Consider the following 13,395-nt stretch of genomic DNA (forward strand, 5'->3'; position numbering starts at 1 on the left):
CCGGGTCTATGGATCCAGCGGGATATCCTACTGTCGGAAGCGCCCCGCTCCAGGGGAGCCGCCGCGCGCCGCTCAGAACGGCGCGCGCGACCCGTCACGGCCCGCCGACCCCGGAACGCCGTCGTCGTCGAACCCCTCTCCGGGAGCCCCGGCATCGCTCCCGTCGTCGGGTTCGGGCAACTCGCCGGTCTCGACGAGCGTCGTCTCGGCCTCGCGGAGCGCGGCGTTGATCTGGCTCGCGCGCTGGTGCATGGGCGCGACGCGGACGCGCACGAGGTCGAACTCGTGGCGGTCGGCCAGGCCGTTCCACGCGCGTAGCGACCCACGCGTGAGCGTGTCGCTCTGCGGGCAGAAGGCGGTCGTCGGCGTGAACTCCGCACGGAGGACGCGGACTGCGTCGCCCTCGGTTCCGCGGTCCGACTTCTCGGGCGTCGGCAGGTCCTCGACCGCCTCGGGACGCTCGACGGCGTAGCGATAGCCCGCATCGGTGTGGCGCCGGTCGTTGTTGAGCCGCGCGAGGTTGTAGCCGAAGGTCATGTCGTACACCGCTCGCTCCTCGAACAGCTCGCGCGCCAGCCGATGCACCGCGAGATGCTCGCGACCGTCGAGCACGTCGTGACCGTCGAGGAAGTCGCCGGGCGCCGGCGCGTGTCCGGGGACGAACTCGTCGTAGGCGTCGAAGGTGTCGTCGCTCCCGCCGAACGGCGACGGAACGTTGACCATACCTCAGTTTGGGCCGCCGTCCGGCTATGCGTCGTCCCGAACCCGTTCGGGTGCGTTCGGGGGTGCGACGGATGTCGCTACTCGGCGCGGCTGATGTAGACGCGGACCTCGTCGTCGGCGACGCGCTCGGTCTCGTGGGCGAACCCCCGGTCGTCGAGCACGCCGTACAGCGGCTCGGGCTCGAAACTGTTGACGAGTTCGAGCGTGCCCTCCGCGGGGAGCTCCTCCAGCGCGGCCATGATATCGCCGAACGGTTCGCCGTCGATCTCCCGGGCGTCGAGCGTCCGCGTCGAGTCGGTCGGTCCGTCGCTGGCCATACCCGTACTTGCGGGGCCGCGGGCGAGCGCGTTGTGCCGAAGACGTTCGGGCGCCTCCGCCGAACCGGTGCGGCGTGACACTGACGGGGCTGGGACGTGTCGGGTCCCGTATGCAGACGGTCACGGTCTCGCGACGGGTCGACGCCCCGCCCGAGCAGGTGCGCGCCGCGATGGACGACCTGGAGGCGTTCATGCTCGCCGCGGGGTTCACCGAGGTGACCGTCGACGGCGAGGAGATGCATCTGGAGAACCAGGTCGGGCTCGCGACGGTGACGCTCGACCTCCGGATCGTCGAATCGGAGACGGACCTGGCCTACGAACAGGCCGACGGCTTCTTCGAGACCATGGACACCGAGTACCGCGTCGAACCCGTCGACGGCGGGTCGGAGGTCACGGCGACCACCGACTTCGAACTGGACGTGGCGCTCGTCGGGCAGATCCTCGACGCCACCGTCATCAAACGACAGCGCCGCCACGAACTGGAGTCGCAGTTCGACTGGCTGGAATCGGAACTCGCGGGGTAGGCCACCCGGTCGCCGACACGCCGTGCCGCGGTGTCGGGGTGTCGCGGCTCGGATCTACCGCTCGGGGTGGACGGTCCCGTCGAACCCGCCGCGGACGAGCGGCTTGGCGACGTGGCGGCGGGCGCAGGGCGGCACCTCGTACCAGCCGGATTCGATATCTCGCTCGACGGGTACCTCGACCTTCCCGTCGGCGCTGGTCCCGCAGTCCCGACACCGGTAGCCCTGGCCGGCGCCGGCCGACCCCATCGAGCGGCCGCAGTCGGGACAGTCGGGAGTGGCCGGCTCGGTCGTCACCAGTTTCCGGACCGCGAACTTCTCCAGTTTCAGCGTCCCGTCGCTCAGTTCGCCGCAGACGGTCAGCCGGTCGCCGGGCCGCAGCGCCCGCACCCGGTCGCGGAACCGCTTGGTCGGCTCGAAGGCGGCGATATCGGCGGTCTCGCCGTCGTCGCTCCGCAGGGCGGTGAACACGTGCCCGCCCTCGCGCGTCTCGGGCTCGGCGACGACCTCGCCGTCGACCCGGTAGGCCCGGCCCTCGGAGGCGTCGCCGAACCCGTCGACGCGGCGGAGGTGGGCGTCGGTCCCCTGGTTGGTGACGAACAGCGCGCGACTCGCGACCGGTTCGCCGTCGATCGCTTCGGCGACCGACCGCACCGTCTCGGGGTCGTCGCCGCGGATCCCGTGGAGGATCGGGCAGGGCGTCCGCGGGACGCAGACGGGGTAGCCCTCGCCCCGATCCACGGTGTCCCAGGCGTCGGGGGAGGCCGCGTCGGCGGCGGCGAAGACGCTCTCGCGGTCGACCGTCCGGTCGGTCCCCCAGCGCTCGCGCTCGCGGTAGGAGATGCACTCGTAGGTCCAGTCGTCGAACGCGCGCCAGGCGCCGACGGCGGCGAGCGCGCCGATCCGTCCGCGGCCGTTGCCGGCGTGGGCGTGCTCGTAGCCCGCCCGGTCGGCCAGCGCGACGGCGTCGTCGATGTCGTGGTAGTCGCGGACGGCGGCGCGGGCGAACGCGGCGACGGCCTCGGGGACCCCCTCCGGGTCGCCCGGCGCGACGACGACGCCGGGGTTGGTCCGCGGGTCCGCCGTCTCGGCCAGGTCGAGGTGTTCGACGGCGAGTTCGCGCGCGCGCTCGGGGTCGAGGTCGGTGTGGACGGCCAGCGCGGCGTTGCCGCGGGTCTTGTGCTCGACGCCGGGGTTGAGCCGCACGAGGACGCGCCGGTCGACGGTCGCCCCCGCCGCTTCGATGCGCTCGGCGAGCGTGGCGGCGACGAAGGTCGTACACATCCCGCGCTCGCGGGAATCCGTGTCGTCGAGCCCGATGACGGTCACAGGGGCCATTACGCGACCGCGGGCAAACGGGTTTCGAACGAAAAATTCTATATCAATCTATCGGTCGGCGTGAAAAAACGGGGCGCACGCGGATTCTACCGGGGCACAACGCATATATGCGAAGACCTACTTACCTCTCACCATGTCACGGTCGGCACTGGTCGGCAACGTCACCGCGATGTTGGAGGACGCGGGCTTCGTGGTGAGCGAACGCTGTGCCATCCGGCCCAAGAGCTTCGACATCGCGGCCCGCCGCGGGGAGGAGGTCCTCCTCGTGAAGATCCTCGGCAACATCGACGCGTTCGACGGTCACACCGGCGCCGAGATGCGCCGGCTGGGCACGTACCTGGGCGCCACGCCCATGGTCATCGGCCTGCGAACCAGGGACGAGGAACTCAAACCGGGCGTCACCTATTTCCGCCACGGCGTCCCGGTGCTCTCGCCGGACACCGCCATGGATCTCTTCGTCGAGGAGGTCCCGCCGCTCATCTACGCGGCGCCCGGCGGCCTCTACGTCAACATCGACAGCGAGGTGCTCGCGGACGCCCGCGAGGACCGCGACTGGTCGCTCGGGCGGCTGGCGAACGAACTCGGCGTCTCCAGGCGGACGGTCTCGAAGTACGAGGACGGCATGGACGCCTCCGTCGAGGTCGCCAGCCAGCTGCAGGAACTGTTCGACGAACCGCTCACCTCGCCCGTCGAGGTTCTCGAGGGCGCCGAGGAGGTCCGCGAGGACGAGGAGACGCCCGAGGACCCCGAGGTCGACCCCGAAGACGAGCCCATCGTCGCCGTCCTCACGCGGGTCGGCTTCGACGTCCATCCCACCGACAGGGCCCCGTTCAAGACGGTCAGCGAGAACGAGCGCCGCGAGGAAGAGATGCTGACCGGCCACTCCGAGCTGACGAAGACCGCCGAGAAGCGCGCCCGTATCATGTCCTCGGTGGGCAGGGTCACCCGGACGCGGTCGGTGTACGTCGTCGAGCGCGCGACCAGGAAGTCCGTCGAGGGCACCGCCATCGTCGAGGAAAGCGAGATGGAGAACATCCAGGAGGCCGACGAGCTCCGGGACATCATCCGCGAACGGGCGGACATCGAAGGCAGTTCGGCGTAGGCGGTCGTTCTCGACGCCGTCAGATACCGCACCGTCCAGCGCCGCCTCTAGCCCCGCCCCTCCAGCGCCGCTCGGTCCAGCGCCGCTCAGTCCGCGGGCTGGCGGGGTCCGCGGTGTCGCTCGTCGTCGTCGTTCGCTCGCCTGCTGGCGACGATCTGGCTGGCGACGAACGGCGCGGCGACGATGGCGCCGGCCAGGCCCCACAGCGAGGTCTCGAAGAGGTCGATCCCCGCGCCGCCGCCGCTCGCCGCGGCGGGGTTGCCCACCACGACGGCGCCTTTCATGCCCGCCATCCGGTGGGGCGCGCAGACGTACTTCACGACGCCCTCGCCGTCGAGTTCGAGCGCGTAGGTGTCGCCCTCCGACCCCTGCATCGGGCTCTCGAAGTCGTGGCTCTCGCCGACGACGTTGTGCTGGCCGCCCTCGCCCGTCCACTCCCAGACGACCGTCGTCCCGGGGTCGACCCGCACCGCCGCGGGGCCGAACGCGAAGGGCCCGTCGTTGCCCTGGGCGCCCACCTCGATGGTCACCTCGTCCTGGCCGGTCATGTCGACCGTGCCGTCGTAGTTGCCGACGCCGTCGAACCACCCCTCGTAGTCCGGTTCGACGAAGTCGCCGCTCCCGCCGGACCCACCGCCGCCGGACCCGCTCCCGCTGGTCTCGTTGCCGGCGCCGCTCCCGCCGGCCGGCGTCGCCGTCGAACTCCCCGAGGGGACCGTCACGTCGGCGTCGCCGACGATCACCGCGCCCTTCATGCCCATCGCCCTGTGCGGGCCGCAGACGTACTTCGAGACGCCCTCGCTCTCGAAGGTGTGGGTGAACGTGGCGCCGGCATCGCTGATATACTCGCTCTCGTAGCTGCCGTCCTCGGCGACGACGTTGTGGGGCGTGCCCTCGCCCGTCCACTCCCAGACGACTTTCGTCCCGGGGTCGACCCGCACCGCCGCGGGGCCGAACCCGAAGGCGCCGCCGTTGCCCGAGACGCCGACCTCGACCGTGACCTCGCTCTCGCCCGTCTCGTCGACGACGCCGTCGACGTTGCCGACGTTCGAGAACCAGTCGGAGAGATCCGTCGACTGGGCGGCCGCCGGCCGCGCGCCCATCGCGGCCAGCCCGCCGGCCGTCGCCCCGATAGCGAGGGTCTTCATGGCGTCGCGACGCCCCTCGTCGATACCGTCGTCCGTGCTCATACACGACCGTTGCCGCCTTCTCCAAATAACCCCCCTCGGGCGTTCCCAGGCTCCGGGAACGCCGCCGGGTGGCGGCGAACGTGTTCGGCCCGCTCCTCTCGGGGCGAGAACCCGCGTCGCCCCTTATCCGTGCGGTCCACTCACATCCGGGTGTGAACCGGCCATGACTCCCAAATCCACCCGTCGGACGTTCCTGAAGACCGGCGCCGCGGCGGGCGCCGCGGCCGTCGCCGGCTGTGCCGGCGAGATCCCCGACGACAGGGTCACCGTCACCGAGGTCGACAGCGCCCCGCGGTCGCTCGACGCCCCGAAGGAGCCGACGGTCGACCGGGTCGCCGCCGACCCGACGGCGATCCCCGACCCCGTCGACCGCGAGGAGTCCGCCACGGTCGAGGCCGAACTCACCACGCGGGAGGTGACCGCCGAGATCGAGGACGGCGTCACCTTCGAGTACATGACCTTCGACGGCCAGATCCCGGGGCCGATGATCCGCGCTCGCGTCGGCGACACGGTCGACCTGACGGTCCACAACGCCGAAGACAACCGGATGCCCCACAACGTCGACCTCCACGCGGTCCGTGGCCCGGGGGGCGGCGCCGAGGCCACGAACGTCGCCCCCGGCGAGACCGAGCGGGTCCGGTTCAAAGTGACCTACCCGGGCGCGTTCATCTACCACTGCGCGGTCGCCAACATGGACTACCACATCTCCTCGGGGATGTTTGGCATCATCCTCGTCGAACCGGAAGGGGGCCTCCCCGAGGTCGACCGGGAGTTCTACCTCGGCCAGCACGAGGTGTACACCGACGGCGAGACCGGCCAGGAGGGCCACCACACCTTCGACATGGGCGCGATGGCCCGCGAGGAGCCCACCTACGTGCTCGTCAACGGCGAGAAGTACGCCGTCACGCCGGACAACTACGGCGCGATGGCCGCCGAGACGGGCGAGACGGCGCGGGTGTACTACTGCGTCGGCGGCCCGAACCTCGCCAGCTCGTTCCACCCCATCGGGAGCGTCTGGGACGAGGTCTACCCCCAGGGCGGGCTGGGCGGCCGGCCACAGCGGAACATCCAGACGACGCCGGTCCAGCCGGGCAGCACCGCCATCGCCACGATGCACTACCCCGTCCCCGGCCCGATCAAGCTCGTCGACCACGCCCTCTCCCGGGTCGCCCGCAAGGGCGCGATGGCCGTCGTCGGCGTCGAGGGCGAGGAGAATCCCGAAATCTTCGACCCGAACCCCGACGGCTGACCGACCGTCTCGGCGGTCGCCGTCGAGGACACGACCGCGGGCGACGGTCGCCGGTGATGCGGCCAGACATGTGAACACTCAAGCATCAGCCGGCGGGAGGGCGGGTATGGACGCCGACCCGACGTTCTACGACGACCGGCTCGCCGCGGAGATGGACCGCGGCGAGTTCGTCCTCGCGGTCGTCACCGCGACCAAGCCCGACTTCTACAAGCAGGCGCCCGTCGTCGCCGCCGCCCGCGAGCGCGGCCTCCCCTGTTTCGTGGTCCACACCGGCCAGCACTACGACGACCTGCTCGGCCACGGCCTCGAAGAGTACGACCTCGAACCCGCGATCGCCGCCGATCTGGGCATCCGCGGCGACCTGAGCGAGAAGACCGCCCAGACGATGCTCGCGGTCAAGCAATTGGCCGACCGCCTCGACGAGTGGCCCGATACGACCGTCCTCCCGCTGGTCCACGGCGACACCCACGCCGCCGCTATCTTCCCGCAGGCCTGGCTGTTCGCCACCAACCAGCAGGTCGCACACAACGAGGCCGGCCTGCGCGCGATGGCCCCAGACTACGACGCCGTCCCCGACACGGACGAGGGCTACCCCGACCCCGCGGCGCTCGTCGACGCCCAGTGGGACGGCGAGTGGTCGGTCGACCGCACCGAGCCGTTCCCCGAGCAGTACGACACCTTCGTCGGCTCCGCCGCCGCCCGCTACCAGTTCGCCCCCGTCGAGCTCAACCGCGAGCACCTCGAATCGGAGGGCTACCCCCGCGAAGTCGACGGTGACGAGCGCGTCCCCGTCGTCGGCAACTCCGTCGTCGACGCCATCGACATGAAGGCCGACCACGACGGCGAGAGCGTCTTCGACGTGTATCCCGTCCTCGAAGCGCGTGACGACTGGGTCCGCGTCGACATCCACCGCCGCGCGAACCTCCTCCCCGGCCGCTTCCGGGCGCTCGTCGAGGGCGTGATCGCGCTGGTCGAGGACGGCTACAACGTCAACTTCGTCGAACTCACGGCGACGCGCCACGCGCTGGAACGGCACGGCTACCGCGACCGCTTGCAGCGCCTGGCCGACGAGCGCGAGAACTTCCTGTTCACCGGTCTCTGGAAGAAACACGCCCACGTCTACGAGTTCCTCCGCTCGGGGCAGTGTCTCGCCGAGTTCACCGACTCGGGCAGCATGCAGGAGGAACTCAACTACATCGACGAGGCCTGCTGTCTCACCGCCCGCTTCAACACCGACCGCCCCGAGACCGTCTTCGACGCCGAGACGAACCTGCTCGTCCCGCCGGTCTCCGGCGAGTTCGTCCACGAGACGGTGACTCACGCCCTCGAGACCGACGCCGTGCGCGAGCGCCTGCAGTCCGGCCCCGACCTCTACGGCGAGGACGTGGGCGAGCGCATCGTCGACTACCTCGCCGAGCGCCGCGACGCCGATGTCTTCGAGTGGTCCCACGAACGGCAGGGCTTCGACGATCTGGACGGACAGTCCGTCGACTACCTGTAGCGGCGCGGATCGGCGTCGAAGGCGGTGTAACGGCTGAAAACGGCGGAAACCACTCTAGCTACCGTACTCTTCTTCGAGGTACTCGACGATATCGTCGCTCTCGGGCATGCCCTCGACGTCGTTCTCGGGGTCGACGAGGACGGGGACGCCCGTCTGGCCGCTCACGTCCTCGACCTCGGTCCGCTCGGAGTGCGACCGGGGGACCATGTGCGACTCGTAGTCCAGATCGAGTTCGTCGAGCTTGCTCGTGACCTTCGCGCAGTAGGGACAGCCTTCGAGTTCGTACAGTTCGAGGTTTGCCATCGCTCCGACTTGGGGATCCACGGTAAAAGGGCCAACGGTCGTGTGTACCCGCGGCGCAGGAGCGGACCGGGGCGAGCGGGGCGTCGACGGACCGGTCCGACGCCGCTCAAAGCCAGGTTGAAGCTTACGGGGGTGGTATTTGTGTCCCGACTGACGATCCGAGTGCGATGAGAGACGACCGCCACCCTGACCGGTCACCCGCGACCGGCCTCCACGACGGACGCATCGCCCGTAGACAGCCCCGCGACGCTCGCGACCACCTCGCGGAGGTGGTCGAATGAGCCTCCTCGCCGGCGAGGACGGACTCTCCGCACGAGTGCGCCGCAGTGCGCGGCCCGCCTTCCTCGCGCTCCTCGTCGCGACGCTGGTCACGAGCCCGCTGGCCGGCGTCGTCGCCGCCGGTGCGGCGACCGCCCCCTCCTTCGAGGAGTCGATCACGACGGTTCAGCAGGGCGAGACGGCCGAGATCGCGATCAACACGACGGGCGCGAGCGGCGAGCCCGTCCAGTTCGTGGTCGGCGACGCCGACGCCGAGGACCAGAACTTCGAGGCGCGCGCGACGGTCACCGACGCCGACGGCGACGGGACCGTCGTCGTCCGCTTCGACACCGACGCCGTCGACGAGGGCGGCCCCGAGTCGTATCTCACGGTCGCCGGCGACGACACCATCGAGAACCGGACGGAGCTCGCGGGCACCGACGACCCGCTCGCGCCGACGGCCTACGACCTCACGCTGGGCGACCCCGCCGACCCGACCGCGATCGGCACGCTGGCGCTGCTGAGCGCCGACGGCGAGTCGCCCGGCGACGGCGAGACGGCAACGCCGCGCCCGGAGCACGACGGGACGACCATCGACACGACCGACGGCGAGGTCCGCGTCGCCCCCGAGGTCGGGCAGACCATCGCCGGCGAGACGACGCTCGACGCCGGGACGCCCGTCTCCGTCCGGGTGGTGTCCGACTCGCCGTCGTCGCCGTTCCTCGTGACGGCCGAGGCGACGGTCGACGACGACGGCACCTTCGAGGGCACGTTCGACTTCAGCGACATGCCGTCCGGGACGCCCATCGACGTGAGCGTCCGCACCGACGACCGCTTCCTCACCGCCGAGTCGGGTCGGATCGTCGACTGCGAGCCCGAGTGTCCGACGGGGACGGCGACCGCCGGTGGTGACGACGGCGAAGCCGCGTCGGGCACGCCGTTGAGTACCGACGAGATCCAGGTCCGGAGCCCCGTCCAGGTCGCCCAGGGCGACGTGGCGCGGGCCCCCGTCACCTTCGGCGACGCCGACGCGCTGACGGTCACCCTCGGCGACGAGGAAGCGGTCAACTACGAGACGACCGCGGTCGTCCGCGACACGAACGGCGACGGCCGCGCGGTCGTCGTCGTCCGGACGGATGCGGCCGACGACGCCGACCGGCCCGTCCTCGCCGTCGCCGAAGCCGGCGAGACCCGGCCGGCGAACGTCACGAGCGAGACGACCCTCGACGGCGCGCTCGACCCGTTCGAGTACGACATCTCCGTGTCCGCCGGCACCGCGGCCGACGGCGAACCCGACGCCATCGGGACGCTCGTCGTCCTCGCCGACGACGGGGGCGCGGGCGGCGACGCCTCGACGGCCACCGCCGACGACCCGCCCGCCGACCCCGCCGGCCCCAACGGCGCGACGGTCGCCGCCGATGGCGGGTCCGGCTCCCCGCTCACCGGCCTCGCCGCGCTCGCGGTCGGCGGCCTGATCGCCTTCGGCGGCGTCGCCGTGTTCCTCGGCTTCGTCCGGAACTGACCGCCGCCCGGTCGCCGCTCCGCTCTCTTCTGTTCCCCTTCTCCGACCTTCTTCCCACCTTCTCCGCTCTCCTCTGTTCCCCTCCTCCGCTTCCCGTGCGCCGTTCCTTTCCCGCACCTCACGGTGCCTCGCCGCTGGCGCCGGTCGTCGTTCGACTCCGGGGTCGTCGGAACAGGCGGCGGTCGCGCCGCTCGGTGTTGTCGCCGAGCGAATGCGGACCGTGCCGACGGCGGGAGCCGTCGGGCCTACCGGTCGAGCGCGAGGGCCGCGAGCGCGGCCACCGCGAGACAGACGAAGAAGAAGAGGACGCCGGGTTCGACCACGTCGAAGACGACCCAGGCGAGCGAGCCGGGCTCGCCGACGGTCGCGTTGGGACTCGCGGGACCGGCGCCCGAGCCGCCGATGGAGGGGCGGGCGACCCGTTCGGCCCCCCACTGGACGAGCAGGGCGGCGACCCCGAGCAGGCCGATCCCGCCGACCACGTCGGTCAGCGTGCGCTGGACGCGCGGGCGCATCTCCTCGTTCCCGACGATCACCAGCGGGTCGCTCGCCGGGCCGTAGACGGTCATCTCGTTGCCCTTCTCGGAGTAGCGGCTGTCGACGGGCTCGACCAGGCCGGCGGCTTCGAGGTTCGAGACGTGGTAGTGGACGTTCTGGACGGACGTGTCGACGGCGTCGGCGATCTCCGAGGCGGTGCGCGGCCGCTCGAACAGCGCCCGGTACACCGCCCGGCGCGTGTCCGTCGCGAGCGCGTCGAGCACGTCGTCGGTCTCCTCGCCCTCGACGTCGAGGACCCGCAGTCGCTCGTCGCTGGTCGCCGTCCGGTCCTGGATCCGCTCGATGAGTCCCGACATCTGTCCGTATCGGTCCTTCCCTCGCTCCCCATATAGCCCTGCCCGAAGGTTAAATCCCGCTTTGAACGGTCGTCGTCGGTCGGTAGCGAAACCTCCGACCCGCTCACGGGGCTCAGAGCCGCGGCGCGACGTCCGCACCGAGGCGCTCGACGCAGTCGACCATCGCGTCGGTGCCGATCCCGGGGTAGTAGGTCCGTAGAATGACGTGGACGTCGTCGCCGAGCGCCTCGCCGTAGCGCTCCAGTTCCGCGACCACGTCGTCGGGCGTCCCGAAGACCGCGTCGTCTCTGAGTTCCGAGCGGCGCTCCTCGGGGAGTTCGTCGATCGCCTCGCCCTCGTACCACTCGGCGTAGCGCCGCTGGAGGTAGAAGTAGCCGTCGCGCATCGACTCCCAGGCGTCCTCGCGGGAGTCACCGACGAACCCGTGGGCGAGGACGTACACCTGGAACTCGCCGTCGAGACCCTCCTCGTCGCGGACGCGGCGGATGTCCTCGACGCGCTTTCGAACGCCCGCCAGCGACAGCGAGGAGGGCGCACACCAGCCGTCGCCGACGCGGGCGGCCCTGCGCACCGCGGGCCTGGCGGCGCCGCCGAGGAATATCGGCGGGCCGCCCGCGGGTTTCGGCGTCACGGTCGTCCCTGGGTCGATGTCGTGGAACTCGGCGTCGACGCCGACGGGGCCCTCGGACCACGCGCCCCGCAGGAGGTCCACGGTCTCCTCGGTGCGGGCGACTCGCTCCTCTTTCGGGACGCCGAAGTTCTCGAACTCGGCGTCGCGGTAGCCGATGGAGCAGCCGACGGCGAGGCGCCCGTTCGACAGCAGGTCGACGGTGGCGGCGTCCTCGGCGAGGCGGACCGCGTCGTACAGCGGCGCGAGGGCGATGCAGGTACCGATCGTCACGTCGTCGGTGGCCGCGGCGAGCGCGCCCAGCGCGGGCATCGTCCCCGAGAGGTAGCCGTCGTCGGTGAAGTGGTGTTCGGAGGCCCACGCCGACGCGAGGCCGGCGTCGTCGATGGCGCCGCCCAGTTCGAGCAACTCGTCGTAGATCGCTTCGTGCGACCGGTCGTCGTCCGGGCGGCGCTGGCAGGTGAACAGGCCGGTACCCAGATCCATACCCCCGAGTAGGGGCCGGCGTGTGAAATACTCCCACGATGGGAGTGAACAGTTATCTCCACCGGGCGCGTAGGTCACTCGAAGACGCGCTGGCGGCCGTCGATCCCGGACGCCGGCGCCGACACTCGCAGTATGGTCGGCCTACACACGCACGTCCAGACGCTCGCTTCCTACCTGAGCGAACGCGTCGGACGGCGGGGCGGACGCGCGGCGCGCGGCCGGTCGGAGCCGGCGCGACTCGCCGACGAGCGGCCGCTCCGCGCGGACGGCGGGTTCGACCGGATGCTGGAGAACCCGTCGCTCGTCGCGGCGGCGCTGGACTCGCTGGACGACGTGTTCTACGTCTACGACACCGACGCGAAACTGGTCGCCTGGAACCGGCGGCTCAACGACGTGTTCGACACGACCGACGCGGAGTTGCGGGGGACCCACGCCGAGGAGTTCTTCATCGAGGCCGACCGAGAGCGGGTCCGCGAGGCCGTCGCCGAGGTGTTCGACGAAGGGGAGACCACGGTCGAGGCGCGGGTGAAGACCGCCGGCCCGGTCGTGCGCTTCCAGCTGTCGGGCCACCGCCTCGTCGACGACGACGGGCGCGTCGCGGGGTTCAGCGGGATCGGCCGCGACGTGACCGAGAACCACGAGCAAGCGGTCCGGCTCTCGCTGCAGAACGAGCGCCTGGAGTCGTTCGCCAACGTCGTCAGCCACGACCTGCGCAACCCGCTGCAGGTGGCCATCGGCCTCGTCGACGTCGAGCGCCGCGACCGCGACTCGGACCGCCTCGACCGGGTCGCCGACGCGCTCGACCGGATGGACCGGATCGTCAGCGACGTGCTCACGGTCGCGCGGGAGGGCAGCGACCTCGAAGACCCGACCTCGGTCGCCCTGGCAGTCGTCGCACGGGACGCCTGGGAGACCGTCGACACGGGGGCGGCGACGCTGGACGTGCGGACCCAGACCGCCGTCGAGGGCGACCCCGACCGGCTCGACCGGCTGTTCGCGAACTGCTTCCGGAACGCCGTGGAGCACGGCTCCACGAACCCTCGGTCGCAAGCTCCCGAGGACGCCGTCGAGCACGGCTCGACGAGCAGTCGGCCGGAGGCCGACGACGCCGTGGAGCACGGCGGCGACGGCCTGACCGTCTCCGTCGTCGACACCGAACGGGGCTTCGCAATCGAGGACGACGGCGTGGGCATCCCGGTCGACGACCGCGAACGGGTCTTCGACGCCGGCGTCTCCCGGAGCAGCGACGGCACCGGCTTCGGCCTCGACATCGTCCGGACCGTCGCCGAGGCCCACGGCTGGACGGTCACGGTCGGCGAGAGCGAGACGGGCGGCGCCGCCTTCGAGTTCGACCTCGGCCTCGTCGAACCGTCGGCCGACGACGACTGACTGGGCGACCGACC

General features: G+C 71.3%; 13 protein-coding genes. 6 read left to right on the plus strand and 7 right to left on the minus strand.

What is annotated here, in order from left to right; genetic code table 11:
* Positions 1 to 72 precede the first annotated feature (72 nt).
* Both HZS54_RS04075 and HZS54_RS04080 read right to left on the minus strand, forming a co-directional pair.
* On the minus strand, positions 73 to 723 hold the full coding sequence (locus tag HZS54_RS04075; protein WP_179920683.1) for a DUF7998 family protein: 651 nt from the start codon (positions 721 to 723) through the stop codon (positions 73 to 75).
* A gap of 77 nt (positions 724 to 800) precedes the next feature.
* Positions 801 to 1,040 (minus strand): DUF2249 domain-containing protein, encoded by a 240-nt coding sequence (locus HZS54_RS04080; protein ID WP_179920684.1) that lies wholly within the window; start codon positions 1,038 to 1,040, stop codon positions 801 to 803.
* Positions 1,041 to 1,150: 110 nt separating this feature from the next.
* Between HZS54_RS04080 and HZS54_RS04085 the strand changes: the two genes are divergently transcribed.
* The gene (locus HZS54_RS04085; RefSeq protein ID WP_179920685.1) at positions 1,151 to 1,564 is read left to right on the plus strand and encodes an SRPBCC family protein; all 414 of its coding nucleotides are present in this window, start codon (positions 1,151 to 1,153) and stop codon (positions 1,562 to 1,564) included.
* 54 nt (positions 1,565 to 1,618) lie between these two features.
* Here the strand turns inward: HZS54_RS04085 and HZS54_RS04090 are convergent, their stop codons facing one another.
* Positions 1,619 to 2,890: a tRNA(Ile)(2)-agmatinylcytidine synthase gene (locus HZS54_RS04090; RefSeq protein ID WP_179920686.1), complete on the minus strand. Its 1,272-nt coding sequence runs from the start codon at positions 2,888 to 2,890 to the stop codon at positions 1,619 to 1,621.
* A gap of 142 nt (positions 2,891 to 3,032) precedes the next feature.
* On the opposite strand from HZS54_RS04090, the gene HZS54_RS04095 reads away from it, so the two are divergent.
* Positions 3,033 to 4,001, plus strand: coding sequence for a transcriptional regulator (locus HZS54_RS04095; RefSeq protein ID WP_179920687.1), 969 nt, complete (start codon positions 3,033 to 3,035; stop codon positions 3,999 to 4,001).
* Between the two features lie 86 nt (positions 4,002 to 4,087).
* On the opposite strand, the gene HZS54_RS04100 is transcribed toward HZS54_RS04095, so the two are convergent.
* A complete protein-coding gene (locus HZS54_RS04100; RefSeq protein ID WP_179920688.1) occupies positions 4,088 to 5,191 on the minus strand; it encodes a halocyanin domain-containing protein in 1,104 nt (367 codons plus the stop codon).
* Between the two features lie 163 nt (positions 5,192 to 5,354).
* Here HZS54_RS04100 and nirK point away from each other — a divergent pair, with 163 nt between their 5' ends.
* Both nirK and HZS54_RS04110 read left to right on the plus strand, forming a co-directional pair.
* Positions 5,355 to 6,440, plus strand: a complete 1,086-nt coding sequence (gene nirK / locus HZS54_RS04105; RefSeq protein ID WP_179920689.1) for a copper-containing nitrite reductase — start codon at positions 5,355 to 5,357, stop codon at positions 6,438 to 6,440.
* Between the two features lie 106 nt (positions 6,441 to 6,546).
* A complete protein-coding gene (locus tag HZS54_RS04110) occupies positions 6,547 to 7,941 on the plus strand; it encodes a UDP-N-acetyl glucosamine 2-epimerase (protein WP_179920690.1) in 1,395 nt (464 codons plus the stop codon).
* Between the two features lie 54 nt (positions 7,942 to 7,995).
* On the opposite strand, the gene HZS54_RS04115 is transcribed toward HZS54_RS04110, so the two are convergent.
* Positions 7,996 to 8,244 (minus strand): glutathione S-transferase N-terminal domain-containing protein, encoded by a 249-nt coding sequence (locus HZS54_RS04115; RefSeq protein ID WP_179920691.1) that lies wholly within the window; start codon positions 8,242 to 8,244, stop codon positions 7,996 to 7,998.
* 277 nt (positions 8,245 to 8,521) lie between these two features.
* Between HZS54_RS04115 and HZS54_RS04120 the strand changes: the two genes are divergently transcribed.
* Complete coding sequence (locus HZS54_RS04120) at positions 8,522 to 10,024, plus strand: BGTF surface domain-containing protein (RefSeq protein ID WP_179920692.1); 1,503 nt, start codon at positions 8,522 to 8,524, stop codon at positions 10,022 to 10,024.
* Between the two features lie 245 nt (positions 10,025 to 10,269).
* Here HZS54_RS04120 and HZS54_RS04125 read toward each other — a convergent pair whose 3' ends face one another.
* Positions 10,270 to 10,878 (minus strand): ArsR/SmtB family transcription factor, encoded by a 609-nt coding sequence (locus HZS54_RS04125; RefSeq protein WP_179920693.1) that lies wholly within the window; start codon positions 10,876 to 10,878, stop codon positions 10,270 to 10,272.
* Positions 10,879 to 10,990: 112 nt separating this feature from the next.
* The gene (locus tag HZS54_RS04130) at positions 10,991 to 11,992 is read right to left on the minus strand and encodes an LLM class flavin-dependent oxidoreductase (protein WP_179920694.1); all 1,002 of its coding nucleotides are present in this window, start codon (positions 11,990 to 11,992) and stop codon (positions 10,991 to 10,993) included.
* Between the two features lie 132 nt (positions 11,993 to 12,124).
* Here HZS54_RS04130 and HZS54_RS04135 point away from each other — a divergent pair, with 132 nt between their 5' ends.
* The gene (locus tag HZS54_RS04135; protein ID WP_246391764.1) at positions 12,125 to 13,381 is read left to right on the plus strand and encodes a sensor histidine kinase; all 1,257 of its coding nucleotides are present in this window, start codon (positions 12,125 to 12,127) and stop codon (positions 13,379 to 13,381) included.
* The last annotated feature ends 14 nt before the right edge of the window (positions 13,382 to 13,395 follow it).

The organism is Halosimplex pelagicum (genome assembly GCF_013415905.1).
GTDB lineage: Archaea > Halobacteriota > Halobacteria > Halobacteriales > Haloarculaceae > Halosimplex > Halosimplex pelagicum.